Here is a 25,860-nt window from a genome sequence, read left to right as displayed (position 1 = left end):
CACGATGTCCTGCGGCACCCGGACCCAGTACGTGCGTCCGGGCGATCCTGATGGCGTCCAGCTCCTCCGTTCTTCCCTCGGTGTTCAACTACCTACTACAGGGGTACTGCTCTACTGCGGGTACTACTGGTGATGCGAACCGCTTGTGGCCTGTGTCAGCGCCACTCTCCGGCAGCCAGCCCCGTTGCCCATCCTGCGTCTGCTCTGGCTTGGAACCCCACTGCCGGACTTCCCGGTGCGCGCGTCCGCAGCCGACGCCTTCACCAGGGGTACTGCCTTCTTGCCTCACTGCGGGGTACTGCGTACTGCACTCACCGGGAGCGCATCTGCCATGACCGCGCTCCGGGTGTGGCGGCCCCTGATTACTGCGGGCCACCCGGCCCGGCCGTCAGTCCCGTCGCCGTCCTGCAACAACCCTGGCTTCGGAACTCCACCGCCGTACCGCCTTGCAACTGCATGCCTGCTTGCCGGCAGTTCGTCTCTGCCAGGCCTTGCTGTCCTTCTTGGCTACGGCAGAAACCATAGCCTCACCGCATCTCAATGTCTACTGCGGCGACTACACATTTCCGCATGTGCCACAGAGAAGTAATCCACCTTGAGCAGCACCGAGGGTGGAGTAAAGAATCGATATGTCCGATTAGTGGTTGAAAGCTGGGGGAGAAGTAACGACCAGGAAGTGCCCGCAGAGGCAAGGCAGTGGTCAGGAGGACCTGATGGGCATGATCAGCGTCGACGTCGAGCGCGGCCGCCCTGCCGGATCCATCGCCGCCGCACGCGACAGCGCCCGGCGCTTCCTGCAGAACCTCCTCCCCTCACCCGCCCCCGAGACTGCCGAGAATGTGCTCCTGGTGGTCTCCGAACTCGTCACCAACGCCCTGCGTCACGGGGGCGGCGCCTGCGTTCTGGACCTGAGCGCCGGTCCGGACGGCATCGAAGTGGCCGTGCACGACCAGAGCCCCCACTCCCCCCGCATGCGCACCCCCGACCTGAACGGGGGCACCGGTGGGTTCGGCTGGCCCATGGTCAACCGGCTTGCCGCAGCCACCGCGGTCACCCGCCGGGCCGCCGGCGGCAAGGCCGTCAGCGCACTCCTTCTGCGATAACGCCAAGCGAAGGCGCCCGCGGTGACGGTCCCCAAAGCTCTGTTCCGTTCGCAGGCGGATTCGGGAGCTTCGGCTGGCACATGATCCGCCGCCTCGCCGACCACGTGGCCATCACTCCCGGGCCCGGGCCGGAAAGACCATCCACGTATGTCTCACTTGCTGGCCGGTCCCCGGGGCGCGGGTGCGCAGAAGAAGCCGGGCGTCGCGGGGAGCGGCGAAGTTGCCGACCGGGACGCTCATGCCGGATCGGCAGAGCTTCAGTCCTGCGTCGTCTCCTCGTCCTCCGGGTTGTCCGGGTCGGGGGCCTTGTGCAGGAAGAAGGGGCCGCCGAGGACCGACAGGAACGTCGGCCGGTCGGTGCTCTTGAGGATCTGCTGGCGGTAGGCGACGCCGGTGCCGTAGCGCCGGTGGTCGATATCGAAGGGGTTGGTCTCCCACTCGGTCGTGTGCTGGAGGATGGCGTCGAGGAGTCCGGCGTCGGCCTTGTCCGGATCTGCGGCCCGCAGCGCGCGCAGGATGGTCAGGCTGGTGGGGAACGCGATCGCGGTGTTGGCCTTGTCCTCGGTGGTGCTCGTGGCCAGCCGGACGAGCGTGGTGTCCAGCGGGTCCCGCTTCCAGGCCTCGGAGCTGCGCGCACCGCTTGTGGTCAGCCAGGTGTGCAGGACTCGGCACTCGTGCGAGTTGAGTCCGACCGGACTGCTGTTGAGCAGGTGGTGGAAGAAGCGGATCAGGACGTCCCGGCGCCGGGGCATGTGCCGGCAGTCGAACAGGCAGTGCCGGCACAGCCAGCCCATTGGTACGAACGCACGGTCCAGGGGTGGCTTCGGCGGCCGTACCCGGCCGGTGAGGTCGCCGGGTTTGACCGGCTCGTTGCACAGCCCGCACGGCTGGGTGACCAGGGCCTTCTTGACGCACCGGGGGCCGGGGAGCCGGCCGACGCCCTCGGGCCGTTCGTACCGGGACCGCTTGGCCGGCTCCGGGACGTCCGCAGGGCTGCGCAACCACGTGTTGAGCACCCGGACGGCCTCGCGCAGATCATGCTCGTCCGCGTCCTTAAGGTCGTTCAGTCCGATCGCGCGCGCGACCTTCGGCTCCGGCGCGGGGCGCTGGCGCACCACCAGGCGGGTACGGAACCCATTGTCCAGGAGGCGAAGGAGCCGACCGCGGTCGAGGCTGTCCAGGTCGACGCCCGGCAGCAGGTCGATTCCCAGGTCGAAGCTGCCCTGCCCGCTCTCATCGCCGCTGTTGACGTCACCCATGCGCACCCTCCCGCGATACCTCCCTGGAGCACTCACCATGCCGTCTGGCTCCCGGCGCCAGACACTTTCATTCACTCCCCCAGGTGGTCGGCTCCGCCTGAGGGTGTCACCGCGCCGCCCGGTGTTGACGAACGCGGCCGCAGTCGCTGTACCGGCACCGAAGGTTCCGCTGCCGTCTCGCCAAGGCTCAGTGAGACCTCGGCCACTTCGCCGACTCGCGCCGCAACATGCAGTACGTCGCCGACGGCGGCGGCCGCCTCGCCCCGGCGGCCCGGCGGGGACTTGCGCACCTCGCCTGCCTCGGCGGCGACTTCCCCACCGCCCACGCGGTGGTGCTCACCCTCGGCTGGCCCGGGCGCCACCACCGCGTCGACGACGACATCTGGTGGCCCCACGGCGACATGCACCGCGCCGCCACCTCCTACGAGGCCGCCCGCACCGAGGCCGAGCAGCACGGCGTCGCCGGCGAACGCGCCACCTCCCAGGCCCAGCGTGCCCTCGCCCTCGCCTTCACCGACCCGCACCTGGCCGACGACGAACTCGACCTCGCCGAACAGCTCCTGGCAGGCCCCGACCTGCGCGCCACCACCCTCACCGTGAAGATCGCCGCCCTCATCCGCGACACCAGCACCGACTCCGGCGTTCCTGGCCGCGCCGACGTCCTGCGTGCTGAGATTCGCACCGCCGGACTCCAGGCTCCCGAGGCGCTGCTCGACCTCACTTTCGCCTTCCACCATGCCGCACGCGGTGACGCCCCCGGCTCCGCGGCCGCCGTCGGGCTCCTGGAGCAGCGCACGGGCGGCGACTACGCGTACTACGCCGACATCACCGCCTTCATGAACCGGCGACCCACACCGTCGACGACCGTATGTTGGATCGAGGAGGAGGAGAGCGTCCGTCGTCGTCCTGGTCCGTGACCTTCCCTACGGTATGTGGCGTCCCTGTCGTCTCGCGGATCACTTCGTCGCCATCGTGGCAGTCAGTGATCTCCCGCGCGTCGAACACCGGATGCGGACCAAGGGCACCGAGGAAATCCCGCACAAGCGGTACCTCTCCCCGCAGCAGAGCGCCGTCGTCCTGCGCGAGCGCTACTTGAAGTTTCTCGAGGGCCACGATGTCGCAGTCCACGGAGTGGTCTGCGTGGGCCACGCCCGGGCCCGGGCTGTCGCTCCCGCCTTCTACGACGCGGTGGCCCAGGACATGGACGACAGCGGCATCCCGCTGCTCGCCAGGGTCACCCCACCCCACCGGACCGTCCCGCGCCGCCCGGAGCGCCGGGTACCGACGACGGCGCCGGCACGTCCTACGACCACGCGGCCCAGAAGATCCTGAGCCTGCTGCCCGAAGTTGCCGACCGGGATCTGGCTCCGTAGCCGGGCGCTGCTACGCCGTGGGGTCGAGCGGGACGATGCCGGTGGACGCGTACAGGGCGGGGTCCAGTGACAGGACGGTGACGGGCTCGCCGTTACGGGCCGCCTGCCGGGCAACGGCCGCCGCGTGAGCGACCGGCCAGGCTACCTCGGGCCAGGCGATGGCCTCGACCGCGTGCTGGTCGGTGAAGGCGATCTGTTCGGAGAAGCGCAGCCCGAGCGCGTGCCTGCCCGCTCCGGGAACCTGCTGCTCGGCACCGAGCGCGGCCAGGGAGGGCACGAGGATGCGGCCGGCGCCGCGGGAGGCCTCGACGTACAGGCCGGTGAAGAACGGGTCGGCCTGGTGCAGCGCGGTCAGGGCGGTGTGGTCCAGGATTGCAGTCAGGCTCACGCGGCGCGGCCCTGGTGGGCACGGATCTTCGCCCAGGCGTCCTGGCCGGCCTGCTGGACCTGCTCGGTGTAGGGGACGCCGAGCTCGGCCGCGGCCTCGGCGGCACGCTGCTCCCGCTCGGCGGCGGTGAGCTCCTTGGCCGCGAGTTCCTCGATCAGGTCGGTGATCGTCGTACCGCGCTCTTCCGCGAGGACGCGGAGACGGTCGCGGACCTCTTCGCTGGTCTTGATGCTGGTCGGCTTGCCCATACCTGTGATTCTACCGCCGGTAGACAGATCAGGTCTTGCCGTCGGGGACTTTCCGTAAGACCGCAGCCAGGTAGCTGACCAGGTCGTCCAGCTGCACCTGGTCGGCACCCAGCCCCATGAGCAGGAGTTCGTACACCGGTCCCTTCGGCGTGCCGTCGGGGTTCGGGATCTTCGCGGCCAGCAGCGCCTGGGCCGTCTGCCCGGTCGCTGCACTGCGCGTCGTGTACGCCCGGGAAGGCGGTGAGCTCTGCCGAAGGGCAGGGAACCGGCCACCTCGTAGTACCGGAGTAGCCAATCTCCTCTTTCCAGAGAGCAGTTGGCCGGTTGCGCCCCGGGCGGTCTCCCCTCTCGGGCACCATACGCAGCGGAAGTGATCGACTACTTAAAGCGACATTTGGGGGAGAGACGGCCTGGAACTCCGGTTTCGCCAAGATGGTCTCCATGCTGCACAACGCCGTCCTGCACGGGGACCAAGGCCTGCGCGAAGCCCTTACCGAGAGCCTTGGGAAGATCGACGAATCCGGTCGCGACGCCCAGGCGGCCACCTCCCGGGCCGTCACGGAAGGGCTCACCCAGGTCTTCGACGAAGTCAACCTGCTGCGCAGGGACGTCAACAGGGCAGTCAAGCCCACCTCCGGTGACCTCTTCGCCAGCAAGACCGAGGAGGTCACCGGCCTGCTGCGCGCCGAGCTGACCGAGCTGCGCACCACCCTCAACCGCCTCAACCGCCTCACCCTCACCCCGCCGCCTCCGTCCATGCCCGGTACACCCGCCGCCTTCACCGGCCCCGAAGGCCCGAGCACGCCTCTGCAGTCGGCGATCCCCGCCCAGCGCGGCCCCGACTACGAAGACCTCACCACCGGCTCCCTCTCGGTGCCGGCGCCCGCGCCCGTACCCGCGTCCGGGCCGGAGTCCGACGACGGGCGGGCGCCCGGGCCACAGACCCTCGGCGCGGCCGAGGCGCAGGAGCCGGATGGCGGCACGGCCGAGGAGCAACCGGCCGCCGCGACCACGCCGGAGGCGACCGCGACGGCGCTGTCGGAGGAGTCCGTGCGCCAGGCCGTCCGCGAGGTCCTCGCCCAGGAACTCACTCCCCTCGTCGAGCAGCTCGCCACCCCGGCCGCCCCGGCCGCCCCGGCCGAAGAGCAGCCGGACGGCGCCGACCAGCTGCGCAAGACGGTCCGCGAGGCCGCCGGCCAGGTCAGGGAAGAACTCGCCATCGTGCTGGAAGCGACCCGGACCGGCTTCGTCTCCCTCGCGCAGGAGATCGCCGGGCTGCGGACGGTCGTCGACGAGCTCCAGGCCCGCCCCGCCGAGACCTCCGAGCCGGCCGAGGTGAGCGAGGAGCACACTGCCCTGCTGCGGACCGCGGCCCGTATCTCCTCCGCCGATCTGCGCTGCCACCGCGACACCTGGGAGTTCCTCACCACCCGCACCGCCGGCCACCCCCACTTCCGCGTTCCGCCCCGCGTTACCGATGAGGCCGACGAGCGCGTCTTCGCCCCTCTGTCCGGCCGCTCCCTAATCGCCCTGCTGATCAGCCTGTACACCGTCACCACCAGTCCCGCAGACGGCAGCGGCGACCACGAACTCGCCGCCACGCTCTACGAGCGGATCGAGCAGCGCCTGACCTGCCTCGGCCCCGGCGAGGGCGCCCGGGTCATTACCTCCCTCGACGACCGCGTCGTCCCCGAGCCGGACACCGACGGCGACAACCAGGACGGCGAGAACGGCGGGACCGGGACGCGGCTCGGCTGGGGAGCGTAGAAAAAGGCAGGTGTGACGGCGTCCAGCCCGTGAGGACGCTCCCCCGGCCTGACGCAGGGCGGACGTGGCGGCCGCCGCTTACCGCCCGGCCTGCCGAGCTGCTGCCGGCCGGCCGGACGGCGTTTATGCGAAGAGATTGACGGCTCCATCTTTGGCCGAGGCCGGATCAAGGATCTGAGGAAGGAGAGCCACCTCATGGGGGCAGTGGTGTGGTGCGTAGTGCTCTGGGCGGGCGCGGTCGCGGTGACGGTGCGGTGCGTCAAGCAGTGGCGCAGCGGTGCTGACCAGGTGTGGTCCTCGAAGTGGAAGGCGTTGGCAGGGGCTTTGGCCGTGACGGCCTTCCCGGTCATGGCAACGGCCCGGACCGTGCCGGACGGCGTGCAGTCCTTCTTCGAAGGCCTCGCGGGGCTGCTGCTCGTGGGCTCCGCCAGCTCCGTGGCGGCCGGGTGGGTGGCGGCACGCCGCAGTGATGCCCAGACGCGGGCGGTGCGCGGCGGGCTCGGGCTCCCGGTCGAGCGCAGCCTGTGGAGCCCGTGGGTCCTGACGGGCTTGTGGAGCGCCGCCGGGATCCCGTTCACGGTCGCTGAAGTACTCGTCGTTGGCAGGTACGTCGAGGCGCACTCCGCTCCTGCGGCCGACGGCACCTGGGCCGAGGCGTCCGTGATCGGCTGGCTCTCCGTCCTGAGCGTGGCCATTTTCGTCGTCATCGGCATGCTGCACGGCTTCCTCCAGCGCCGGCGCCGCGCTCGGGAACAGCAGCGCGTACGCAACGCCGACCAGCAGTACCTCGCCACCCACCCCTTGAACTGACAGCCCCGCCTTCAGGGAGCTGGATGTCGTAGTCGACTGCGGACTGTCCGGCGGGAGGGGGTCTCCTGCTACGAAAACATCAAGGTGTCCGACCCGAGAAGGTCCGGTGTCACGCACATCAAGTGATCGAAATTTTGTTCGTAATTTCGATCAGCAGTACTTTCCCTTGTCCGTTTGGAGCGCCTCCGACAATCTGACTTTGCACGAGGCGTCCTTTTGAGCGGTTCTGCTGATCGCCGGCGGTACTGTCGTTTTCGCTACGCAGCGTGCGAGCCCGCCCCAGGAAACGGTGGCAGCCGAATCCCGGGGTGCGAAAGATCAAGTGAGGAACCTGGATGCTCGACCTGATTCGCCGAGGGAGCCTTCGGCTTCCCTCCGAGCAATTGCACGGTATCAGTTTCAATTTTACCGGCGGGGTGATTCCTGGAAGTGGAGCACTCGTAAGTGTGACGCTTATGAGCGTGTCTACTGTGGCATATGCCATGGGGATTCCCTCCTTCGAGGGCGTGGTGGGCTGGCTTGTCGAATGCCTCCCCGGCAGCTTCTCCTGGGAACTCACCGTGCAACTGCGCTGTTGCTGAAGGAATCCCGGCCCGTTCACCGCGGGCCGGGACGCCGCCATGTTTGCGGGGCGTCGCTCAAGGAATAGCGACCGGGCCCCCGGCGAATACGGATCGAGGGCATCAGTGCAGGAAGCACAGCGAAGTGGTCTTCTCAACCTCTCGCACCACAACGTGGCGGACGCCAAGGACGTAGCGGGACGGCATGTCTTCGGCAGTGACAGGCGCTTCCGCCCTGCACACGCCACCGACGATCTTGGTTACTCCGCCTTTCTCCAGTTGAACGCACACCACTATCACCGCTACGCCTACGCCCGCCTGGAGACGGCGACCACGGCAGAGATGGCAGTTGCCTCCGCCATGCACGCCATCGGCGCGGGGTGGCCGGCGATGCTGAGACAACGGAAACCGGCCGCATCGGCATGGTGCGTTCTGCAGGAGCGGATCGCAGCACTGCGCACGAGCCCCGACAGCCTCACCGACCGTCTCTACGAGTACTGCCCGGCCCAGGCCGCGGACATCGCAGTCCTGAGGCTCTGCCTTCGGCTACCCAACACCGCCGCAGCTGATCTGCTGGGAGTCGACGTCCCCTTCGCCGAGGTGGGGCTGCGCACAGCCGAACGGCTCCTGCCTTCATGGGTGCTCGAACAGTTGAAGGAGGGCATCCCTCATTAGTAGGTAACAGAAAGTAATCTGCGGCGGCCCGGACGTGGTGAAACGCCACGTCCGCGCCATCGTCGCGCCACCCCCCGCGCCACCACTACGTCGTCTAGTGGTGGTGCATATCGGCATGCCCTCCTACGATGTCCTCTTAATCCCTGGAGAGATCGGGGCTCGACCAGGAGGGGTATGCCCGTTGGCTGAAAACAGACCTATTGACCTGTCCACCCCCAGTGCGGCAAGAATGTACGACTGGCTGCTCGGGGGAAATTACAACTATGAAGCCGACCGATTGGCCTGCGAAGAACTGCTGCAGCACGCGCCCACCACGAAGGAACTAGCCCGCAACAACCGATGGTTCCTGGAAAGGGTAGTCCGCACACTGGCTGCCGAACACGGCATCAAGCAATTCATTGACTTCGGCTCCGGACTTCCCACCGCGAACAATGTGCACCACGTGGCACAGAAAATCCACAACGATGCGCGCGTCGTCTACATCGACAACGATCCGATCGTCATGGCCCATGGACGGTCGATACTCGATGAGAACGACCGCACCGCGATCATCCAGACGGACATGACCGAACCGGAAACAGTGTTCGAGCATGAAGACTTCAGCCGCCTCATCGACCTGACAAAACCGACGGCCGCCCTGTTCATCTCCGTCCTGCACTGCGTCAAGGACGAAGACGACCCGGCCGGCATCGTCCGCCGTGTCGCCAGGAAGCTGAAACCGGGAAGTTTCATCGTGGTCTGCCAACTGGTCAGTGACGACCCAGACCTTCGCCGAGAGGTGACGGACCTGATGCTGACACAGACTCAGGGCCACTGGGGGCGCGTCCGGGAGAGGCACGAGGTGAAGCGATTCTTCGACGGCCTCCAAGTCGTCGAACCTCCCGGGCTCGTCGACGTCACAGACTGGCGTCCCAACTCCGATCTGCAGCAGCACCAGCGCAGCATCGAATGGACCGACTACGGCGGACTGGCTGAGATCCCGCAGCAGCCGACCCCCTAGGCGGGATAACGCTCCAGCGCACGCCGCAGCAGAACCTTCGTCTCCCGCCTCGACACCGCGGACTCCTTGCTCAGCCGCAGCAGCAGTTCCACGTGGCGCTCCACATCCTTGGTCAGCATGTGGTAGTCCGCGTTGTCGTTGCCCTCCACATAGACGATCGGAGGAAGCCGCCCTTCATCGAACCGAAGGTGCGTCATAGAGCCATGGTTGGAGACAACCTTGCCGGTGAACGGGACAATACGAATGTTCACCCGCGGATCTTCCATCAGGTCCAGGAGCTTCTGGACCTGAGCGCGCATCACAGTGTCGCAACCGACCAGCCGGTACAAGATGCTCTCATCGAGCAGGAACGACGCACGAGGCCGCTCAGGATTGGCGAAGAACCGTCTCTGGCGCTCCGCTCTCAACTCGGTTCGCTGAGAGATCGCCAACGGCGTCCGCTCCTCCTCGGCCAGGCCTCCGTGAATGATGTGCCGCGCGTACTCGTCGGTCTGCAGCAGCCCAGGAACGATGAACGCCTCGAACGTCATCAGCACCGCGCACTGCGCTTCCAGCCCCATCAGGCGCTTCATCCACTGCGTGGCGCAGTCCGAGAACTTCCCCTCGAACCACTCCGGTTCGGTAGCCCGCTGGGCAAGCCCGAGAAGAAACTGCTCCTTCTCCTGGCTGACACCGTGGTACCGGGCGAGCTCCCGGACATCCCGGAGATCCGGCGGACTCTCGGCGCGCTCCATCCGGCTGACCTTGGAGACGGACGCGTTGATGGCCTTGGCGATGACGCCGAGCCGCCGCTCCCCGCGTAGTTCGCGGAGCTCCAGCCCGAGCATCAGCCCGGCCATGGTCGGCACGACCTCTGCCGGCTCCGGAGCCCCGAAAAGGGGGACAGGGCCGTCAGGAATGTAGGACACGCGGACTCCAATCGCGATTGTTCATGGCGCATCATCGCATACCGAAAGCCCGCATGTCCTACAAACAGAATTCCCCCCGATGGACTAACGAGCGATCAGGTGATCGAACTCCCTGTTCCTCGCTCCGTCCAGGAAGGCATCGAACTCGGCGGGCTCGAAGACGAGCGCGGGACCGGTCGGATCGGTGGAGTTTCGCACGGCCACCTTACCGCCCGGGAGTGAGGCCAGTTCAACGCACTGGCCGTTCGCCGTGCTCTTCCTGCTCTTCGTCCACACCGCATCGATCGAAGCGGCGGGGCTACCGTTCGAATATTCCTGCATGATCACACCTCCACATAGATTGTTGCGTTTAGCTGATCTGCTGACCTTTCGCCGCAGGGCAGCGACAAACCGGCAGGCAGAAGCGTTATGCAATCCCGTCATGCAATCCCATCGCGCAATTGCACGGGATCACCGTACTGGAAACAGACGCCGCATTATTCGAACACTGCCGCACACCTTCGAGTGATTACGCAAGAAACTTGACAGCGCCCCCAAGCGATGTATTCATCAGCAAGACCGATAAGGCCAGCGGCCCGCTGCGCACCGAGCCCAGCACGCGCACGGCCCGGACGCTAGCGTCGGGCACCGCCTCGTTGACGGCCGCGATGCGCTTCAGTGCGATCCAGCGGGCCTCCACGCCGCGCGCGGGAACGTCGGGAACGACGTCCAGGCGCCCGGACCCCTCGTCCAACCCCGCGGCCCCCACATGGCCCACGAGTTCGGAAGCGGCCGCGGTGAGGACGGTCTCCCACTGAGCCAAGACGCTGCCGCCGCCGGCCGGGGCGACCAGGTCGCGCTCGGTCATCATCAGCCCGATCGCCTGACTGAGATCGAGCGGGGCGCGCCCGTCGCGGACCACGGTGACGGCCCGCCGCTTCGCGGGCGGCGAGGAGGGTTTGGCGGGGAAAATCGACGCTGGAGGGCTGCAGGATACTGGTCATCAGGCCACCACCCAGGCAATCCCCTGGACCACATGCCGCCGGCAGAACCGGCGCGCGGCAAGACTTCGCGCGTCCACGGCGCATCGCCTTCCTGGCCCTGGCAGACCCTCGGCCCGGACTCCTCGGTCGGCTCCTCCGTCTCGGCCGGAGCAGGCGTCGCGGCACGGGGTTGAACGGGCACCGGAACGGCCACGACGGCCCAGGGCGCTGAGGCGAGACCTCGATGGAGTTTCTCGCGACAGGGCCTGCACAGGCCGTCGTCCAAGGCGCGGCCGGTCATGAAGACCAGCACACCGCAGTTGCCGCACGTCGCCCGCTTCGGGCCCCCCACAGTCCGCCGGACCGTAACGTCGGCGGGCCGGGCGTCAGCGGTCTTGAGGTCGCGGTCGACGCAGCGGCAGGACGGGCCCGGACGAGTGCCGTGCTGAAGACACAGGCCGTCGGCGGCACGGCGAGCGCATTCTCGGGAAGCCGTACATGAGCGAGACGGAGACAATCCCCAGTGCTCAGGCCACCGGACCGGCCGCACCGGAGGCTGCTCCCCGCGCACGCGGGGATGGTCCCTTGCCGAACCCGACCCGCAGGATTCGTACGATGCGTGAGTGACAGCGAACACCAGCGAACCGGACCAGCCGCGAGTGCAGCAGTATGACTGGTGCACTCCCGACCTGCACGGCACCAAGCTGTACGAAGACTTCTGCCGCAGCGCGAGCCTTCCCCCCGTTCCAGACGGCTACGGTCTGCTCCTGATCATCGACGGCGACGGCCGAAAGCACACTCTGGCCACCACAGATGTGCTCTACCTGTCCATGCTGCACCACGGTGTTGAAGAGTACGGACCCATGGAGATCAGTTTCCCGACCGGCAAGTTCGCCTACGTACAGGAAGGGTGGGTGAACGTTCCTCCGCGTGACCAGGACAGCCTGTAACTCTCCACGACAGCGCAGGGGCCCGTCACCCGCCGGTGGCGGGCCCCTGCTGCCGTCAGGTCTGTGCGAGTGCACGGCGTACAGCCTCGAGGTACTTCTCCCGAGCCGGCGCCGACCCGTACACCGGATCCCGGGTCTCCCCGGACGCAGCACTCGCATACTCGAGAGCAGCTTCCGCCACGAAGTCGGGCCCTTCCATCTCGACCACGTGGAAAGCACTCAGCGTCTTGTTCTCCCCGTCAGAGTCTCCCAGTTGCCACGCCTGCCCCGCGATCAGCAGGTCGGCATACACCTTCCGCCGGCGTTCGTCCTCGCGTGCGCGGCGCTGTTCGTCGAGGGTGACCTGCACGGTCGCTATCAGCGCGCCCGCCTGTGCTTGCCCCGCTGCCTCGGCCGCGGCGGCCTGGCGGTGGCCGGCCCTCCACGCGAAGAACCCCGCTACCGCACTGCCCAGGATGGCCGACCCCGCGGCGATCAAGGCGATCTGAAGCTCATTTATGCCGGGGATCCTGCCACGAACCCCCACCGCGGCTCGGGCCTGGTTCTAGGCTCAGGGGCATGGACACCCCTTCCCTGGCCACCATCACCACCACCGACCTGAACGGCTGGCAGTACCGGGCCATCGGTGTCCTTGGGGACCCCATCAAAGCTGGCATCAAGGCCGAGCGTTATCCGCTGGAGTGGACGATCACCGATAGCGGCAGCCTGCGCGGTACGGTCGACCGCTACGAGCCGGGGCAGACCGACAACGACCGTCGGGCGATCTTCGACGAGTGGTGCCGGGTCCTGAACGCCGGCGAGGTACGCGAGTCCAAGCGATTCTCAGGCGGCACCACCCTGCGCGCCGTCTTCACCCAGCCGACCAACCGTGGCGATGTTCGAGGCTCCCTCGTTCTCGACATCGATGCGCCGTCCGACGACGAAGAAGGCTGATCTGCCCCGCGGGGCCGGGGCCCACTGACAGGATGGTCGGGAGCGTGAGGAGGCTGTCGTGAACGATCCGCTGCCCATGGACGATAAGGGACCGAAGGTGCCCCCGACCTATCCGCCCCGTACTCCACCGCCGCAGAAGAAGCCCGTCGAGGCGCCGCGGCCGCAGCCGGAGACGAAGCCCGTCACCAAGCAGGCCGAGGCCGGCACCGTCACGCTGCCGCTCCCCGGCCCCGGACAGGCCCGCCTGGACACCCGCCGCCCCCGCATGACCCTCCGGGCCCGGCGCGCCGCGAACTGGGCCCTCACCGCCTACCCATGGACCGCGGCCCAGGCCGTCCGGAAGGTCACCGAGACGGTCCGCGCCTGGAACTACCCCCACCCCGACGACACCCAGCTCGAGCGGACAGTCCGACTCCTCGTCGACGCCGCCACCGCCGACCACGGCCGGCGCATCAGCATCCACCTCGCCGACCAAGACGACATGCTCCTCATCGCCGTCCTCAGCCACACCCACGCCGCCCCCGACGCCACGATCCTCGCCGACCTGGCCGCCGTCCCCGGCACCGCGAGCTGCGGCACCGACGCCTCCGACGACGGCCGCCGCGTCTGGGCCGTCCTGTCCACCGAACGCCCCCACACCCGCGCGACTCCCGCGGCCTGACCCCACCCGGCCCGCCCCGGCCTCGGCCTCGGCCTCGGGCAAGGGAATCGTTCTGGCAGGTGTGGCCCATGCTGGGACTGGAGAAGCTGCTCCTCGCGCACGCGGGGATGCTCCCCTGACGTGTTCACGGTACGACGGCCCACTGACCTGCGCCCCACGCACGCAAGGATGGTCCCGCGCTCGTCGCGGTCCACGGTCGGAACGCCGTCTGCTCCCTATACACGCAGGGATGCCCCTACGACAGCCCGGCAACTTGAGACCCTTGGGCTGTTTTCCGCGTGCGTGGGTAAGGTTCCCCGGCCTCAAATGGGGGACACAGGGCGGCTGAGGAGCGTAGAGAGAGCCCCGACTTGCGAAAGGTTCATCCCGCCTGATGCAGCGCGGGCGCGGTGGGCGGCACCGTCCGGCTGGCGCCCTCGGCGTGGGCCCACTGGATCGCGGCGGCGCGTACGGCTTCGGCACTCTGGCGCTGCTGGTCATGGACGTCCTCGAGCGATGTCACCACCTCGTCCTCCTAGGTTACGGGGGTCCTGTGGCAGCGGGCGTCAGACGTCAGGGTCGACTTCGGGGTGCGTGAATCTCACTGGTTTGCCCAGCGACCGGGCGTAGGCGATTTCGGCTCGGGTGCTGTCTCCGATGTAGTCGCCGACGAAAACGACCTCTCAAAGAGCGTTTTGTCCCGGCCAGGGCGTTTGATAACTCGGGCGATGCCGGCCGCTTGGGGTGGCCTGTGCCGGCGTGTGAAGATCCGCTTGTGGAGTGTGATGTGTGCGGGTGGTCGATGTGGCGGTGGCCGGTGCCACCGACGGTCTGGGAAGAGGAGATTTGGTCCTGTTCCTGGTGCCATGCGGCCACCCATGTGGGCGGTGAGTGGTTCGAGATTTCGCGACCGCCGTATCTGCCCCTGGGGATGCGCTGGGAGAAGGCCGTCGCGGATGGCCTTGCCTCTGGTGTCTCCCACGCGTTCGGCATCTTCGACAAGACGCTGTGCGGCATCCAGGAAACCGGCATGTCGCCGTCCGACCACTGGTGGTTCCCGGAACGGGAAGACGCCTGCGGCGCCTGCCGGAAAGCGGCGGATGTCATCGATGACCGCTGGCCGCAGGCGATGAGGGGAGAGAACGCGCGCGTCAGCGTGGCGCGGAGGCTATGAGTCCTTCAAGTTCGGAGTCGACTCTCGGGTGAGCCTGCGGCTCATCAGGTCGATCATCGCGAGGCGGATCATCGCTTCGGAGCGGTGGGGGTGGGTTTCGTAGTCGCGGGCGAGGCGGCGGTGATGCATGAGCCAGCCGAAGGTCCGCTTGACGACCCAGCGCCGCGGGATCACCTTGAAGCCCTTCTGTCCCGGGTCGCGACGAGTGACTTCGACATCAATGCCCAGGCGGGCGCCGTGGTCGACGACCGTGGTGCGATAGCCGGTGTCGGCCCAGGCCTTCGTGACGCGGGGGTGGCCTGCGGCGATGTCCGAGAGCAGATGGATGCCGCCGGCGTTGTCGGAGACGCTGGCGGCGGTGACCAGCACGGTCAGGAGAAGGCCGAGCGTGTCGACGCCGATGTGACGTTTGCGGCCCGCGATCTTCTTGCCCGCGTCGATGCCCTGGCCGGCCGCGGGCACGTTGGCCGAGGTCTTGATGCTCTGGGCGTCGAGAACGCAGGCGCTGGGCTCGACATCGCGGCCTTCGGCCTTCCGCACCAGGCGCCGCAGGAGGCCGTTGAGCTGGTCAAAGACCTCGTCCTTCTGCCAGGCGGCGAAATATCCGTAGACGGTTTCCCATGGAGCGAAGTCGTGCGGCAGATACCGCCATGGGATCCCGGTCCGGTCGACGTAGAGGATGGCGTCCATGATCCGGCGCAGGTCGTGCTCGGGCGGCCGGCCGATGTCCAGACCCTTCCCTCTTCGCTCGGCCCGCCAGGCCGTCAGAGTTGGTTCCAGCAGTTTCCAACGGGCATCGGACAGGTCGCTCGGATACGGTCGCTGTCGACGAGGCATGTTTCTGTAATACCGATGACCGCCGTCCCGCTACAGGGCGCAAACCGGCGTGGGCGGGAGCGTGTTGGGATCAGACAGGAGCGAAGGGGTCGAAACAGACTCCCGAAAGCCGTCATGTTCCTCATCTGCCACAAGAGACATCTACTGCCTCAGCCAACCCGAAGCAGTCCGCCACCTGAACTGCAATGAAGCACCCCGAGTGGGATAAAACGCTCTTTAAGAGGTCGTTTTCGTCTGAATTGCCGCTGTATCCGGTGGATTTGTGGCTGCCGGGTTGTGGTGCTTGTGCTGCTGGAGATGCGGGCTGGTTCTTGCTGGTCAGGTGGGGTGGCAGGCGGGTCAGGGGATGACTTGTGCCTGTCTCGTCTCAAGATGCCTGATATTCAGACCGCGTGCTTCCAACGCCGTTGTTGTGCGCCTGGGCGCATTCGGTTCGCGGCGGTAGGCCGGAAGCATGGCGAAGCGACGTCCGTATCCGAGTGATCTGTCCGATGCCCGCTGGGAGTTGATCGAGCCGGTCCTGTCCGCGTGGCGTCTCGAGCGCCGGCGCAAGGCTCTGAACTTCGGTCGGCCGCCCGAGCACGACCTGCGCGACATCATGGACGCGATCTTGTATGTCGACCGCACCGGCGTGCAGTGGCGCTACCTTCCGCACGACTTCCCGCCCTGGAACACCGTCTACGGCTACTTCACCAAGTGGGCCGACGAGGGCCTGTTCGCGCAGCTCAATGGCTTACTGCGGCAACTGTTGCGGGAGAAGGAGGGCCGTAGCGGCGAGCCTTCGGCGTGTGTGATCGACGCGCAGAGCGTCAAGACCTCCACCAGTGTCCCGGCCTCGAGCCAGGGCATCGACGCCGGCAAGAAGATCGTCGGACGCAAGCGGAGCATCATCACCGACACCCTCGGCCTGCTTCTCGCCGTGCTGGTCACCGCGGCGAGCGTGCAGGACTCCACCGCCGGCGCCGCACTGCTCGACCGGGTCGCCGCCGACCATCCCCGCATCCGCAAGGTGTGGGTCGACGGCGGCTACCGCCAACACCTCGTCGAACACGCCGCCACCCTCGGCATCGACATGGAGATCACCGCCCGCAAGCCCGGAACCAGGGGCTTCACCCCGATCCCGAAACGATGGGCGGTCGAGCGGACCTACGGATGGCTCATGCTGAACCGGCGTCTGGCCCGCGACTACGAAAGCCTGCCCGCCCGCTCCGAAGCCATGATCCACCTCGTCATGACCGGTCTGATGGCCCGCCGTCTCACCAGCGAGAACACCATCTCCTGGCACGACCCAAAAAGCGCCGCAGAATATCCCATCACGGGATGAAATATCGGGCGAAAACGACCTCTGAGTTCACGCGTACGAACGATTTACATTTCCCTCGGTGGCACTTGATGCATCGTTGCCGAAGGCCGTCGGCGTTGCAGAGCAACACTGTGAGGGCTCTTGGAGTCCTCGGGCTCCTGACCAGCCAGGGCTGTGCCCTGAACGGAATTACCGCCTGCGCAACACGGTCTGCGTGCTGCCTCATTTGCGGATCGTGGATCGCAACACTGCTGGGGTCGTCCATTCTGGTTCCTCCCTTCGGCAAGCGGCCGAACGGGTGACAACACCTGCCTGATACAAGCGGGGTGGGAGAATGGAGAGCACGGTGGAGCGTCCTTTGCTGTCGCTGAGATCGACCCTGGTGTTCCTGCTCGCCGTGCTTGCGGGCGCGGTGGCAGGCGGGCTGACGGCTTTGGCCGGGGAGGGTACCGCGCGGAGTGTGCTCGCGGGCTTTGCCGCCGCGGGGCTGGCTGTGCCCTTCTTCAACAGCCTGATCTCTTGCGAGGACAGGTCGGCTCAGCCTTCCTGTCCCGCACCGGTGGGTACGGCCCGGGAGGAGAGCAATGGGTGAGCTGCGGCCTCTGGGGGAGGATCTCAACGATGCCTCAAGGGCGCTGGCCGAGGCACTGCGTGAGTTGTTCGAGGGGTTGAAGGTGTCGGTGCGGCGGTACGCGGCCCGGCGCCGGCTGGACCCGGGGACGGTCTCGCGCTACCTGAATGGCACCCGGTTACCTCCCTGGCAGGTGATCAGCGATCTCTTCGCGGATGTCGCCGAGCACCGTGGCACCGCGGTCACCATCGAGGCCATCGAGTTCGTACGCGGCCTGTACGGCTCGGCCGTGGACGCCGCCTCCTCCCCCAAGCACGCGGTGGAGATCCTGGAGCAGCAGCTGGCCGATGCCGACCGGGTCTCCAGGCGCTCCAGTGTCCGCGGGGATGTGCTGGGTGATGCGCTGTTGGACCGGGCAGAACGTATCGCGGACCTGGAGACCCGGCTCAATCAGCTCGAGCTCGACCGCGTCGCCGAACGCAGGCGTGCCGACGAGCTCGCGGCAGCGCACCCGGAGGTCTCCGGCCTGATCCAGGAACGCAACGAGCTCCAAAGAGAAGTCGAACGGCTCGGCGCGGCCCTGCAGGAGGCGCAGGCGCAGCGCGCCGCGGCCGAAGGCCGCTGCGACCTTCTCGAGCGGCAGCTGGACGCTGTGGAGCAGGCCGCCACGGCGGTACTGCCGACCGCTGCGCGGAGCATGCCCAAGGTCCTGGTCGTCGACGACCAGCCAGACAACCTCCTCGCGATGACCGCGGTCCTCTCCACCCTCGACCAGGAACTCGTCATGGTCTCCTCCGGCCGCGAAGCCCTCAAGGCACTGCTCGACCACGACGACTTCGCCGTCATCATCATGGACGTGCAGATGCCGGAGATGGACGGCTACGAGACCTGCGCCCACATCAAACGCCGCCCCAGAACCCGCGACGTCCCCATCATCTTCCTGACCGCCATGGGCGTGGACTCCGAACACTCCGCCCGCGGCTACTCCGCCGGCGCCGTCGACTACATCAGCAAACCCTTCGACCCCTGGGCCCTGCGTGCCAAAGTCGCCGTCTTCACCTCCATCTACCTGGAACGACGCACCCCGTAGGACCTCGAGCCGCGCCAAGGACGACCTGCAAGTAGCCGACACGACTTGACGCACGTACGAGGGCGGCCTTGAACTCCGCCGGCCGTGCCCTGGCCCAGGCGGGCACCGTTGAGCGCGGTGTGGACTACGACACCGACCCTGTGACCGGTGCCTACCCGGACGAAGCCCGCCTCGCTCTGCTCACTGCCGCCGAGGCTCACGAGACGATCGGGCACCTCCAGCTCTTGGAGCAGCTTGATCCCGGCGGGCGCGGCCCGGCGGCCGGGCAGCTCGCCGCCGACCTCGCCCGCCGCCTGCCCGCCCTCTCAGGCGTGCCCGGGCGGTCATGACGCTCAGGTTCGGAGAGCCGGACGGTGTCAGGCGGTGCCGATGTCGGCGAGAGCGTTCTGGAGTTGGCGGACTGCGTCTTCGGCTTCGGTGTACTGCGCGGGGGTGGGTGCGACAGCGCCGAAGGTGGGGCCGTTCTCGTCCGGCAGGGCGCGCCAGTGCAGGACGGGGGTGAGGGCGGTGGCGGCGGCGCCGAGGAACCAGGCCAGGCGTCCGTGGACGTGGGCGAGGGCGATGGCCACGGCCGCGAGTGCTTCGCGCAGGTGTGCCAGCCGGTCGACCTCGGGCAGGGCCTGCTGGGCCTGCGGGGTGGGGACGGCGGCGTCCAGGTCGGCGGCGGCCTTCGCCGCGACGGCACGATCGGCGGGTGTCAGGACCCACACCCGGTCGCGGATCAGCCGCTCGGCTTCCCCCACCAGGTCCTCGACAACCGCTCGTATGTCCATACCTTCATGCTAGGCCTGCGTTCAGCTCGGCTTGAGCGCGAGGCCCTCGCGGGAGATCACGACCTGGCCGATCGCAGCCCCGCCGGGAACGGTCGCGGTCAGGTGGCGGCACTGCACGGACTCCTGGACATACACCTCGGGATCGACCTTGTCGTCCAAGAGGTGCGCGAGCGCCAGGAGCAGGGCGCGCTCCTCGACCTCGGCCTCGGTGGGCAGGGCGAGGTCCTGGTGCCCGGGCCAGGGACTGTCCTGCCTGGCGCGCAGGCGCCGGTCCTGACGCCGGACGTCCTCGGCGGCCAGGCGGCGGCGCAGGATCTCGTCGACGAGCGCGTCCGCCGCTTCCTGGGGAGCGGCGAAGCCGCCGGTCGGATTGCTCATGCCGTGCTTTGACGAGCAGGTCGGTCGACGGATGCCCTGGAACCCGGACCCGAGCTCGCACCGTCGAGGCCGACGCCCGGCGGACAATCCGGGCGCGCCGGGCGTCGCCGTGGACGGCTTCGGCTCGGTGCCGAGGAGCAGACCCAGGTGTCGGCGGATAGTGGCCGCGGCCGTCACCGCGGCCAGGACCTTGCCGACCTCTGGGGCGACCTCGGCGAGCGCGGCGGTCGGGGTAGGGAACAGCTGGATGGCCGGAGGGGGTAATCCCCCCTCCGGCCATCCAGCGGATGATGACACCGATAGCTCTCGCTACGAAGCAGTCGTCTTCCCCTGAGTGCACTTCAACTGCTTGTCGATCTCCTGGGCGGTCTTGGGACCGTCCTTGGTCCAGTACCAACCCTCGGGTATCTCTGCGGAGACGACCTGTGCGACATCGACAACGTCGCCCGTTCCGTCACCTGTCCCGGCGTAGGTGAAGAGGACATCGAGGCTCCGCGGCAGCTTCTCGGGCTGCGCGCCCGGGCCGGGTTTCAGGAACTCGTCATCGGCCCAGAGGGTGACGGCACCACTCCTCCCCTCGGAAGTACGCGGTTCGCGCGCCTGCCAGAGAGGTTTGGTCGACTCGCCGTCGAATACCTCGACCCGCGCCACCGTGTCTGTGGGGCACGTCGGTGCCTTCACCGTGACGCGTGCGCCTTCGATCCTGACGCCGATGAGCAGGGATCTGGACGGCTCGGACATGCTGTACACGCCGAACGCCCAGAGGCCCCCGGCGGCCAGAAGTAGTACACCGAGAACTGATCCTGCTGCCACGAACGGCCATATGGGCCGTTTCTTTGAACCGGAACTCAGCATCGGTACCCTCCGTCCCGGTAGCCGGCGCGCCGCTCCCACCTGTTGCGGCACGGGTTCACACCGGCCCTCAGGTACATGTAACCAAAGCGGAATCCGTAACGTTTCCACTGGGCCTTGTGCCGGCGCTCATGGCGCATGAGGCTTGCAGACGGGTTGCGGTTCGAGGTGAAGAAGGTGGTGCCGAGTGTCGTACCGCCGCGGGAGTGCAGCCCCAGGCCGCCGGAGCAGACCCGCATGCCGTACCTGACCCGGCACCGGTAGCCGAGGTAACGCGTGCCCACGTACGCGCTGTACACACCGACGACACGGGCTTCCTGGCGGTTTCTCCAGGACCTGTATCGGTTGTAGCCGCGGTTGAGGTAGTGCCAGCCGAGGCGGGCGAAGGGGTTGATCCTCGGCTTCCAGAAACGCCCGTCCAGGTCGTACTGGTTGACGGGGTCGCCCGGGTAGCCGTAGCGGTTGTCACCGCCTCCGTGCACTGGGTCGATGGACATGAAGCGTCCGGTGGCCGGGTTGTAGAGGCGGACGCCCATGAGGGTGAGGCCGGTGAGAGTCTCGGCCGAACGCTGCTTGGCGCCCAGCCAGCCGTAGCGGGTGGCCGGCTGGCCCGCGCGGGGATTGCCGTACTCGTCGCTGTCCAGCGCGACGGGGGCCTCGCCCGCAGTGAGCGGGAGCTGGAGGGCCACGTCGCCGTGGATGTTGGTCAGCTGCAGGACGGTGTCGTCCGCCTTGGCGGTCGTGGCGGCCAGGTCACCGGACGCCGACTCGACGTTTCTGGTCAGGGCGCCGGTGGCGGTGTCCTCCACGATCCAGCGGGGGTTGTCGCCCTCACCGTCGTAGTGGTTGAGCTTGGACGCGGTCTGCGTCCACGTCGTGCCGCTGCCGGTCTCCACCTTCCAGGAGCGGAAGCGGTGGGCGGCGTCGAGCTGCCAGGTCTGGCGTTCGCCGCCGGCCGTCTGCTGGTGGACGAGGTCGTTGGCGTAGTAGCCGATCGTGCTGCCCGGCGCGGTGGTGGTGCGGCCGAACGCGTCGTACACGTGGCCCGTGTCGACGAGGCGATCGGCGCTGTCGTAGGTGTGGGTGGTGGTGGTGCCTCCGGCGATGGGGCAGTCGGCGCCGGGGGTGCCGGTCGCGTGGGTGAGGGATGTGCGGTTGGTGCGGTTGTCGAAGGTGTAGGTGCGCTTGGTGCAGATCGTGTCGGCGGTGTCCTCGACGGTGACCAGGCGGCCGGTCGCGTCGTACCGATAGGTCTGGTCCGACCAGCCGGCGTGGCTGGTGGTCTGGCCGTGGATGGACTCGGTCACGGCGTCGGAGTAGACCGTCGTGCCGTCGCTGTCACGGGTGTAGGTGCGGTCGACCGGTGAGCCGGTGGTGTCCTCGGTCTGCTTGACCGTGTAGCCGCCGGGCAGCTTCTCGCTGGAGACCGAGCCGTCTGCGTCGTAGGTGGCCCGGAAGGTACCCGCGACGGAGTCGGTAGTGCTCGTGGCCGTGCCACGCGGCTCGATGGTGTGGTCGTAGGTGTAGGTGACCGTGGAAGGCACCGTGTCTGTGACCTTTACCGGGCGGTCGAGCAGGTCGTACTCGGTCGTAGTCGTGCCGCCGTCGGCGTCCGTGTAGGTGACCAGGCGGCCGAGCTTGTCGTAGCCCTTGACGATGGTTCCGCCGGTCGGCGAGATCGTCTTGAACGGTCGGCCGGTGGCCGTGTCGTACTCGGTGCTCGCCTCGGGCACGGTCTGGCCGGTGCCGCCGGTCATCACGGCCCTGGTCGGCCGGCCGGCGTTGTCGTACGTGGTCGTGGTGGACCGGCTGACGCCATTGGCGGCCTCCGTGACCTTGGCGGTGTTGCCCCACCAGTCGTACTCGGTGGTGAGAGTCGGCAGTTGGGCGGGGTTGGTGCCGCCGCCGGTGATAGTGCCCGCCGAGCCGGTGGAGCAGACCAGGTCGGCCCACTCGGGACGGCCCTGGCAGGTGCCGGTGCCGGTGGCGGACCAGTAGGTGGTCACGCGCGTGGCGGCGTCGGTACCGGTGGCGCCGGGCAGCATCTGTTTGACGACACGGCCTTGGGCGTCGTACTCCGTGGTCTCGGTGATCGCGAGACCGCCAGGGTCCTTGACGGTCTTGACGGGCAGGCCCTTGGTCCAGTCGTAGACCGTCTGCGTCGCTCGCGGCTCGCCCTGGACGCCCGGATGCTCACGTACCTGCGCCCCGGTGGTGGTCCTGGTGATCTGGTCCTTGACCTTGGCGGTGCCGTCGGTCGGGCGCCCGGCGTCGTACTCGTTGATCGTCCAGGTACGGGCGGTCAACGAGGTGCCTGCAGGGACCAGGGTGGTTGCGCCGGTCTTCAGGTCGGCCGTGAGGTCGATGCGCCGCAGTGGGCCGAACGACTCCAGTACACGCGTGCCCGTCTCGTTGTGGACGGACTCGCTGGACAGCAGGTCGGCGCGCTCGGCGGCCGGGAGGCTGCCGATGCCGAGGTCGGCCTGTGTGGCCGTGGCGTCGGCGGTCAGGCCGAGGGCGACGGCCCGGTTGCCTGCGCTCAATTCCCGGACGGTGTTGCCGAAGCGGTCGTACTCCGTGGTCGAGATGTGCCCGCCCGGGTTGGCCGTGTTGACCTCGCGGCCCGACACCCCGAGGTAGTGCACATCAGCCCGCTTGTAGTCGTTCGTACCGAGGGAGCCGCCAGAGTAGGAGGCGGGTATGGCGTCGGCAGGGAAGACGGCGGTCGCATCCGTGGGCGCGTCCGTCTGTCCCCAGGTCTTCACGTCAGCCGCGCCCATTTTGTATGGGGCGGTGGCGCCGGTCAGCGGCACGTCGTAGACGACGCTGGTGGCCGCCGTGCCGGATTCGGTGCCAGTCGTGCCCTGCTGGAGCGCGGAGCGGGAGGCTTTGAGGAGCATGCCCTCACCGGCAGTGGCGGCGTTGCCGGCCTTGCCATACGTGAACGTCCACGGCAGCTCGCCGGGCGAGGCCAGGCGCGTGATCCGGCCGGCGGTGTCATAGGTGTACTGCGTCTTCAGGGACGGCGTGATCTGCGGATTCCACGACTCGCGCAGGCGGCCGTCGCCGTCGTACAGGTACATCGCCACGGCCTTGGAGGTGGCAACTGAGGCACCGGGGGCGGTGGACCACAGGCGAATCTCCTTGACCTGGCCGGCCACGTCACCGTAGGTGCCGCCGGTCGCCGTGGTGGTCGCGGCGTACACGAACTCCATCACCCGGCAGCCCTTGGTGGCCGGGTCCGCCGTGCACGCGGCCGGTGTAGTGGCGGAGGTCGGTGCGATGACGCGCTTGGGGCGGGCCAGCTGCTTGCCGCCCACCGTCACCGTCTCGGACACCACGGTGGTCGTGGAACCCGCCAGACCGTCGAGCAGAGTGCTGGACACCTGCCATGAGGTGGCCGCGGCGTCGGGCTTGGTGAACGTGGTCACCGTGCCCTCGGTGTCGGACAGGGTGAACGAGCCGGTAGTGGCACCCTTCAGGGTCAGATCCTCGGCACCGGGCTCGGGGATCCACGCCGTCTTCGCCGCGGTCGCGGCGAAGTGCGTCTCCTCGCCCTCGGAGTCGACGACCACCACGGCCGTATCGGACACCTTGCGGATGTGCGAGTAGTCGGAGTCCGTCAGCTCAGAGGCCGTGCCCGCGACCCACTCCTTGCCGAAGACGGCCGCTTGGCCCTCCTGCCTGACGCCCTTGTCCGGTACGCGCGAGGAGGCCGTGCGGGTCACTCCGAGATCGAAAGAAGAGGCGTCCGTGGCGGACAGGGTGTAGTCACCGGTCAACAGGTTGACCGAGCCCGGTCCGATCTCACTGTCGGCCGCGCCCGACGCGTTGCGGTCGACGACCACGGTCAGTGGCAAGGTGCTGCCGGTGGCAGAGTTGGGGCCGGTGAAATCGGCCTTGATCTGGACGGTTCCGTCGGGGTCGACGGTGTCGGTGGCATTCCACGCCAGCGGAGCATTCTTGCCGCCGGTCATCGGGACCGGCCAGGCGATCAGCGGGGTGCCGCCGGAGGTGACGTCGCCCGCAGGGATGGCCACCCAGGGGTCGGCCTCGGAACGGCGCCAGGAGAAGGAGACCTTGTCGTACTTGGCGCCGTCGGCCTCAGCGACCAGCGGCAGACGGCGGGCGGTGCGCTCGCCCTCGCTGGGCTGGACGAAACCGCCCGGGCCGGCGTGGAAGGTGTACTCGATGGCCTCGGACTTGTTGTCGGCCTTATCGACCTGCCGCACCTGGAGGGTGTGGGTGCCATCCTTCGGCGGGGTGACGCTGATGGCCTTGGCGGCGGTGGAACCGGCGGTGGCGACCTTGGTCCAGGTCACGCCGTCCAGCGACCACTCCAGCCAGTTGTGGTCGGTGCCGTTGGGGGTGACAGTGAAGGTGCCGGCCTGTCCCGCGCCCTTGACCCACGCGGTGGTCGGGTAGTCCGTCGAGGTGACGCCGGTGGGCGCGGACGGGTTGGTGGTGTCGACCGTGAAGGTCTTCCACGCCGACCAACCGAGGTTGTAGTGCGTGCCGTCATACGGGGTGCTGCGGAACTTATAAGTCTTGCCGTTGGTCAGAGTACCGGCTGGCACAACCACCGGAGCAGGCTGTCCAGACGGTACGAACGCCGACCGCAATACGGCACCGACCTGGGTGTCGGTGGCCGAGTCGAAGATCTGGTAGGAACCCTGGATCTTGTCACCGTTGGGGTCGAGGAAGGTGTCGCGCAGCGTGGTCGTGGTCGTGTTGACGACGTAGGCGCCGCTGTAGGAGAAGTACGGCGGACCCGCCTCCTGCTTGGTGCCCATGCGCGGCCGGTAGTTGTAGGTGACCGTCAGCTTGGGGACGTTGGAGGCGGCGTTGGCGGAGTTGACCCGCTTCCACTCCTTGGTGTCGTTCTCGTCGGTGGCCTTCAGGCCCATGCCGGCGCGGTCCCACTTGTTGTTCGCCCAGTGCTGGACCAGGTCGGTGACATCCGCGTTGATCCACCCGTCGGGCTGGGTGGAGCAGTTCGGGCTTCCCTTGGTCTGGGTGGAGGTGGCCATCTTGGTCGCCATGGACGGCTGGTTGGTCCAGCGCGAGGCGGTGGAGGCGTTGTTCGCCGTCCACACCTCCCAGGGCTGGGCGGTGCAGTCGGTGTTGCCGGAGTGGAAGTTCCACAGGCTCAGGGTGGCGCTGGAGACCAGGGCGTCGGAGACCGGCGCGGTGTTCCAGGTGATGAAGGAACGGGCCGTGCGCCAGGTGCCGTCGGCGTTCTTCGTACCGGGGTTGCCCAGGTCGAGCTCGACGTCGTTGGACCAGTCGACGGTCTCGCCCTGCTG

At 68.0% G+C, this 25,860-nt stretch carries 29 protein-coding genes; 16 read left to right on the top strand and 13 right to left on the bottom strand.

Going from position 1 to position 25,860, the window contains the following annotated elements; translation table 11 throughout:
- Positions 1 to 713: 713 nt before the first annotated feature.
- The gene (locus ACFY7E_RS31780) at positions 714 to 1,103 is read left to right on the top strand and encodes an ATP-binding protein (protein WP_389491079.1); all 390 of its coding nucleotides are present in this window, start codon (positions 714 to 716) and stop codon (positions 1,101 to 1,103) included.
- A gap of 257 nt (positions 1,104 to 1,360) precedes the next feature.
- Here ACFY7E_RS31780 and ACFY7E_RS31775 read toward each other — a convergent pair whose 3' ends face one another.
- A complete protein-coding gene (locus ACFY7E_RS31775; RefSeq protein WP_389491076.1) occupies positions 1,361 to 2,362 on the bottom strand; it encodes a hypothetical protein in 1,002 nt (333 codons plus the stop codon).
- 227 nt (positions 2,363 to 2,589) lie between these two features.
- Between ACFY7E_RS31775 and ACFY7E_RS31770 the strand changes: the two genes are divergently transcribed.
- Both ACFY7E_RS31770 and ACFY7E_RS31765 read left to right on the top strand, forming a co-directional pair.
- Entirely contained in the window at positions 2,590 to 3,279 is a 690-nt protein-coding gene (locus tag ACFY7E_RS31770; protein ID WP_389491073.1) for a hypothetical protein, read from the top strand.
- 55 nt (positions 3,280 to 3,334) lie between these two features.
- Entirely contained in the window at positions 3,335 to 3,694 is a 360-nt protein-coding gene (locus tag ACFY7E_RS31765; RefSeq protein WP_389491071.1) for a hypothetical protein, read from the top strand.
- 51 nt (positions 3,695 to 3,745) lie between these two features.
- Here the strand turns inward: ACFY7E_RS31765 and ACFY7E_RS31760 are convergent, their stop codons facing one another.
- Together ACFY7E_RS31760 and ACFY7E_RS31755 are read right to left on the bottom strand one after the other, a co-directional pair.
- A complete protein-coding gene (locus ACFY7E_RS31760; protein ID WP_389491069.1) occupies positions 3,746 to 4,123 on the bottom strand; it encodes a hypothetical protein in 378 nt (125 codons plus the stop codon).
- Positions 4,120 to 4,371: a CopG family transcriptional regulator gene (locus tag ACFY7E_RS31755; protein ID WP_389491067.1), complete on the bottom strand. Its 252-nt coding sequence runs from the start codon at positions 4,369 to 4,371 to the stop codon at positions 4,120 to 4,122. Before ACFY7E_RS31755 ends, ACFY7E_RS31760 begins: the two co-directional genes overlap by 4 nt.
- Positions 4,372 to 4,812: 441 nt before the next feature.
- Here ACFY7E_RS31755 and ACFY7E_RS31750 point away from each other — a divergent pair, with 441 nt between their 5' ends.
- From ACFY7E_RS31750 to ACFY7E_RS31730, 5 genes are all read left to right on the top strand, one after another.
- Entirely contained in the window at positions 4,813 to 6,138 is a 1,326-nt protein-coding gene (locus tag ACFY7E_RS31750; protein ID WP_389491064.1) for a hypothetical protein, read from the top strand.
- Positions 6,139 to 6,333: 195 nt separating this feature from the next.
- Entirely contained in the window at positions 6,334 to 6,948 is a 615-nt protein-coding gene (locus ACFY7E_RS31745) for a hypothetical protein (protein ID WP_389491062.1), read from the top strand.
- A gap of 335 nt (positions 6,949 to 7,283) precedes the next feature.
- A complete protein-coding gene (locus tag ACFY7E_RS31740; RefSeq protein WP_389491060.1) occupies positions 7,284 to 7,529 on the top strand; it encodes a hypothetical protein in 246 nt (81 codons plus the stop codon).
- 105 nt (positions 7,530 to 7,634) lie between these two features.
- Entirely contained in the window at positions 7,635 to 8,183 is a 549-nt protein-coding gene (locus ACFY7E_RS31735) for a hypothetical protein (protein WP_389491057.1), read from the top strand.
- Between the two features lie 181 nt (positions 8,184 to 8,364).
- Positions 8,365 to 9,183, top strand: coding sequence for an SAM-dependent methyltransferase (locus ACFY7E_RS31730; RefSeq protein WP_389491055.1), 819 nt, complete (start codon positions 8,365 to 8,367; stop codon positions 9,181 to 9,183).
- Here ACFY7E_RS31730 and ACFY7E_RS31725 read toward each other — a convergent pair.
- From ACFY7E_RS31725 to ACFY7E_RS31715, 3 genes are all read right to left on the bottom strand, one after another.
- A complete protein-coding gene (locus tag ACFY7E_RS31725) occupies positions 9,180 to 10,091 on the bottom strand; it encodes a helix-turn-helix domain-containing protein (protein ID WP_389491053.1) in 912 nt (303 codons plus the stop codon). The genes ACFY7E_RS31730 and ACFY7E_RS31725 overlap by 4 nt on opposite strands.
- An 84-nt stretch (positions 10,092 to 10,175) precedes the next feature.
- Positions 10,176 to 10,412, bottom strand: a complete 237-nt coding sequence (locus tag ACFY7E_RS31720; protein WP_389491051.1) for a DUF397 domain-containing protein — start codon at positions 10,410 to 10,412, stop codon at positions 10,176 to 10,178.
- A gap of 187 nt (positions 10,413 to 10,599) precedes the next feature.
- Positions 10,600 to 10,992 (bottom strand): hypothetical protein, encoded by a 393-nt coding sequence (locus ACFY7E_RS31715; RefSeq protein WP_389491049.1) that lies wholly within the window; start codon positions 10,990 to 10,992, stop codon positions 10,600 to 10,602.
- A gap of 684 nt (positions 10,993 to 11,676) precedes the next feature.
- Between ACFY7E_RS31715 and ACFY7E_RS31710 the strand changes: the two genes are divergently transcribed.
- Positions 11,677 to 12,003: a hypothetical protein gene (locus ACFY7E_RS31710; protein ID WP_389491046.1), complete on the top strand. Its 327-nt coding sequence runs from the start codon at positions 11,677 to 11,679 to the stop codon at positions 12,001 to 12,003.
- Positions 12,004 to 12,058: 55 nt separating this feature from the next.
- On the opposite strand, the gene ACFY7E_RS31705 is transcribed toward ACFY7E_RS31710, so the two are convergent.
- Entirely contained in the window at positions 12,059 to 12,481 is a 423-nt protein-coding gene (locus tag ACFY7E_RS31705; RefSeq protein ID WP_389491043.1) for a hypothetical protein, read from the bottom strand.
- Positions 12,482 to 12,561: 80 nt separating this feature from the next.
- Here ACFY7E_RS31705 and ACFY7E_RS31700 point away from each other — a divergent pair, with 80 nt between their 5' ends.
- Both ACFY7E_RS31700 and ACFY7E_RS31695 read left to right on the top strand, forming a co-directional pair.
- Complete coding sequence (locus ACFY7E_RS31700; RefSeq protein WP_389491041.1) at positions 12,562 to 12,936, top strand: hypothetical protein; 375 nt, start codon at positions 12,562 to 12,564, stop codon at positions 12,934 to 12,936.
- Between the two features lie 58 nt (positions 12,937 to 12,994).
- Positions 12,995 to 13,597, top strand: a complete 603-nt coding sequence (locus ACFY7E_RS31695; RefSeq protein ID WP_389491039.1) for a hypothetical protein — start codon at positions 12,995 to 12,997, stop codon at positions 13,595 to 13,597.
- A 361-nt stretch (positions 13,598 to 13,958) separates the two neighbouring features.
- Here the strand turns inward: ACFY7E_RS31695 and ACFY7E_RS31690 are convergent, their stop codons facing one another.
- Complete coding sequence (locus ACFY7E_RS31690) at positions 13,959 to 14,102, bottom strand: hypothetical protein (protein WP_389491036.1); 144 nt, start codon at positions 14,100 to 14,102, stop codon at positions 13,959 to 13,961.
- Positions 14,103 to 14,393: 291 nt separating this feature from the next.
- Here ACFY7E_RS31690 and ACFY7E_RS31685 point away from each other — a divergent pair, with 291 nt between their 5' ends.
- The gene (locus ACFY7E_RS31685) at positions 14,394 to 14,750 is read left to right on the top strand and encodes a hypothetical protein (protein ID WP_389491033.1); all 357 of its coding nucleotides are present in this window, start codon (positions 14,394 to 14,396) and stop codon (positions 14,748 to 14,750) included.
- Here the strand turns inward: ACFY7E_RS31685 and ACFY7E_RS31680 are convergent.
- Positions 14,745 to 15,587 (bottom strand): IS5 family transposase, encoded by an 843-nt coding sequence (locus tag ACFY7E_RS31680; RefSeq protein WP_389491031.1) that lies wholly within the window; start codon positions 15,585 to 15,587, stop codon positions 14,745 to 14,747. The genes ACFY7E_RS31685 and ACFY7E_RS31680 overlap by 6 nt on opposite strands.
- Before the next feature lie 454 nt (positions 15,588 to 16,041).
- Here ACFY7E_RS31680 and ACFY7E_RS31675 point away from each other — a divergent pair, with 454 nt between their 5' ends.
- From ACFY7E_RS31675 to ACFY7E_RS31660, 4 genes are all read left to right on the top strand, one after another.
- Positions 16,042 to 16,911 (top strand): IS5 family transposase, encoded by an 870-nt coding sequence (locus ACFY7E_RS31675; RefSeq protein WP_389491028.1) that lies wholly within the window; start codon positions 16,042 to 16,044, stop codon positions 16,909 to 16,911.
- Between the two features lie 313 nt (positions 16,912 to 17,224).
- Positions 17,225 to 17,482, top strand: a complete 258-nt coding sequence (locus ACFY7E_RS31670) for a hypothetical protein (RefSeq protein WP_389491026.1) — start codon at positions 17,225 to 17,227, stop codon at positions 17,480 to 17,482.
- On the top strand, positions 17,475 to 18,551 hold the full coding sequence (locus ACFY7E_RS31665; protein ID WP_389491023.1) for a response regulator: 1,077 nt from the start codon (positions 17,475 to 17,477) through the stop codon (positions 18,549 to 18,551). The genes ACFY7E_RS31670 and ACFY7E_RS31665 overlap by 8 nt, the downstream gene beginning before the upstream one ends.
- 68 nt (positions 18,552 to 18,619) lie before the next feature.
- Complete coding sequence (locus ACFY7E_RS31660) at positions 18,620 to 18,880, top strand: hypothetical protein (RefSeq protein ID WP_389491020.1); 261 nt, start codon at positions 18,620 to 18,622, stop codon at positions 18,878 to 18,880.
- 27 nt (positions 18,881 to 18,907) lie between these two features.
- On the opposite strand, the gene ACFY7E_RS31655 is transcribed toward ACFY7E_RS31660, so the two are convergent.
- The 4 genes from ACFY7E_RS31655 to ACFY7E_RS31640 form a co-directional block, all read right to left on the bottom strand.
- Positions 18,908 to 19,324 (bottom strand): hypothetical protein, encoded by a 417-nt coding sequence (locus tag ACFY7E_RS31655; RefSeq protein WP_389491017.1) that lies wholly within the window; start codon positions 19,322 to 19,324, stop codon positions 18,908 to 18,910.
- Positions 19,325 to 19,345: 21 nt separating this feature from the next.
- The gene (locus ACFY7E_RS31650) at positions 19,346 to 19,702 is read right to left on the bottom strand and encodes a hypothetical protein (protein WP_389491014.1); all 357 of its coding nucleotides are present in this window, start codon (positions 19,700 to 19,702) and stop codon (positions 19,346 to 19,348) included.
- 309 nt (positions 19,703 to 20,011) lie between these two features.
- Positions 20,012 to 20,557, bottom strand: a complete 546-nt coding sequence (locus ACFY7E_RS31645) for a hypothetical protein (RefSeq protein ID WP_389491011.1) — start codon at positions 20,555 to 20,557, stop codon at positions 20,012 to 20,014.
- Positions 20,551 to 25,860: DNRLRE domain-containing protein (locus tag ACFY7E_RS31640; RefSeq protein ID WP_389491008.1), on the bottom strand; the 5,310-nt coding region annotated here is incomplete at its 5' end. The genes ACFY7E_RS31640 and ACFY7E_RS31645, both read right to left, overlap by 7 nt.

The sequence above is a fragment of the Streptomyces sp. NPDC012825 genome, assembly GCF_042900925.1.
GTDB lineage: Bacteria > Actinomycetota > Actinomycetes > Streptomycetales > Streptomycetaceae > Streptomyces.
The sequence above is the reverse complement of the archived record's forward strand: the minus strand, read 5'-3'. Positions and strand labels throughout refer to the sequence as shown.

What these genes read in the sequence shown, in the direction of transcription:
- ACFY7E_RS31670 (WP_389491026.1), top strand. Translation starts at nt 17,225, where the DNA reads ATGGAGAGCACGGTGGAGCGTCCTTTGCTGTCGCTGAGATCGACCCTG.
- ACFY7E_RS31750 (WP_389491064.1), top strand. Translation starts at nt 4,813, where the DNA reads ATGCTGCACAACGCCGTCCTGCACGGGGACCAAGGCCTGCGCGAAGCC.
- ACFY7E_RS31745 (WP_389491062.1), top strand. Translation starts at nt 6,334, where the DNA reads ATGGGGGCAGTGGTGTGGTGCGTAGTGCTCTGGGCGGGCGCGGTCGCG.
- ACFY7E_RS31680 (WP_389491031.1), bottom strand. Translation starts at nt 15,587, where the DNA reads ATGCCTCGTCGACAGCGACCGTATCCGAGCGACCTGTCCGATGCCCGT.
- ACFY7E_RS31655 (WP_389491017.1), bottom strand. Translation starts at nt 19,324, where the DNA reads ATGGACATACGAGCGGTTGTCGAGGACCTGGTGGGGGAAGCCGAGCGG.
- ACFY7E_RS31650 (WP_389491014.1), bottom strand. Translation starts at nt 19,702, where the DNA reads ATGAGCAATCCGACCGGCGGCTTCGCCGCTCCCCAGGAAGCGGCGGAC.
- ACFY7E_RS31740 (WP_389491060.1), top strand. Translation starts at nt 7,284, where the DNA reads ATGCTCGACCTGATTCGCCGAGGGAGCCTTCGGCTTCCCTCCGAGCAA.
- ACFY7E_RS31770 (WP_389491073.1), top strand. Translation starts at nt 2,590, where the DNA reads ATGCAGTACGTCGCCGACGGCGGCGGCCGCCTCGCCCCGGCGGCCCGG.
- ACFY7E_RS31675 (WP_389491028.1), top strand. Translation starts at nt 16,042, where the DNA reads ATGGCGAAGCGACGTCCGTATCCGAGTGATCTGTCCGATGCCCGCTGG.
- ACFY7E_RS31755 (WP_389491067.1), bottom strand. Translation starts at nt 4,371, where the DNA reads ATGGGCAAGCCGACCAGCATCAAGACCAGCGAAGAGGTCCGCGACCGT.
- ACFY7E_RS31720 (WP_389491051.1), bottom strand. Translation starts at nt 10,412, where the DNA reads ATGCAGGAATATTCGAACGGTAGCCCCGCCGCTTCGATCGATGCGGTG.
- ACFY7E_RS31775 (WP_389491076.1), bottom strand. Translation starts at nt 2,362, where the DNA reads ATGGGTGACGTCAACAGCGGCGATGAGAGCGGGCAGGGCAGCTTCGAC.
- ACFY7E_RS31645 (WP_389491011.1), bottom strand. Translation starts at nt 20,557, where the DNA reads ATGCTGAGTTCCGGTTCAAAGAAACGGCCCATATGGCCGTTCGTGGCA.
- ACFY7E_RS31700 (WP_389491041.1), top strand. Translation starts at nt 12,562, where the DNA reads ATGGACACCCCTTCCCTGGCCACCATCACCACCACCGACCTGAACGGC.
- ACFY7E_RS31780 (WP_389491079.1), top strand. Translation starts at nt 714, where the DNA reads ATGGGCATGATCAGCGTCGACGTCGAGCGCGGCCGCCCTGCCGGATCC.
- ACFY7E_RS31665 (WP_389491023.1), top strand. Translation starts at nt 17,475, where the DNA reads ATGGGTGAGCTGCGGCCTCTGGGGGAGGATCTCAACGATGCCTCAAGG.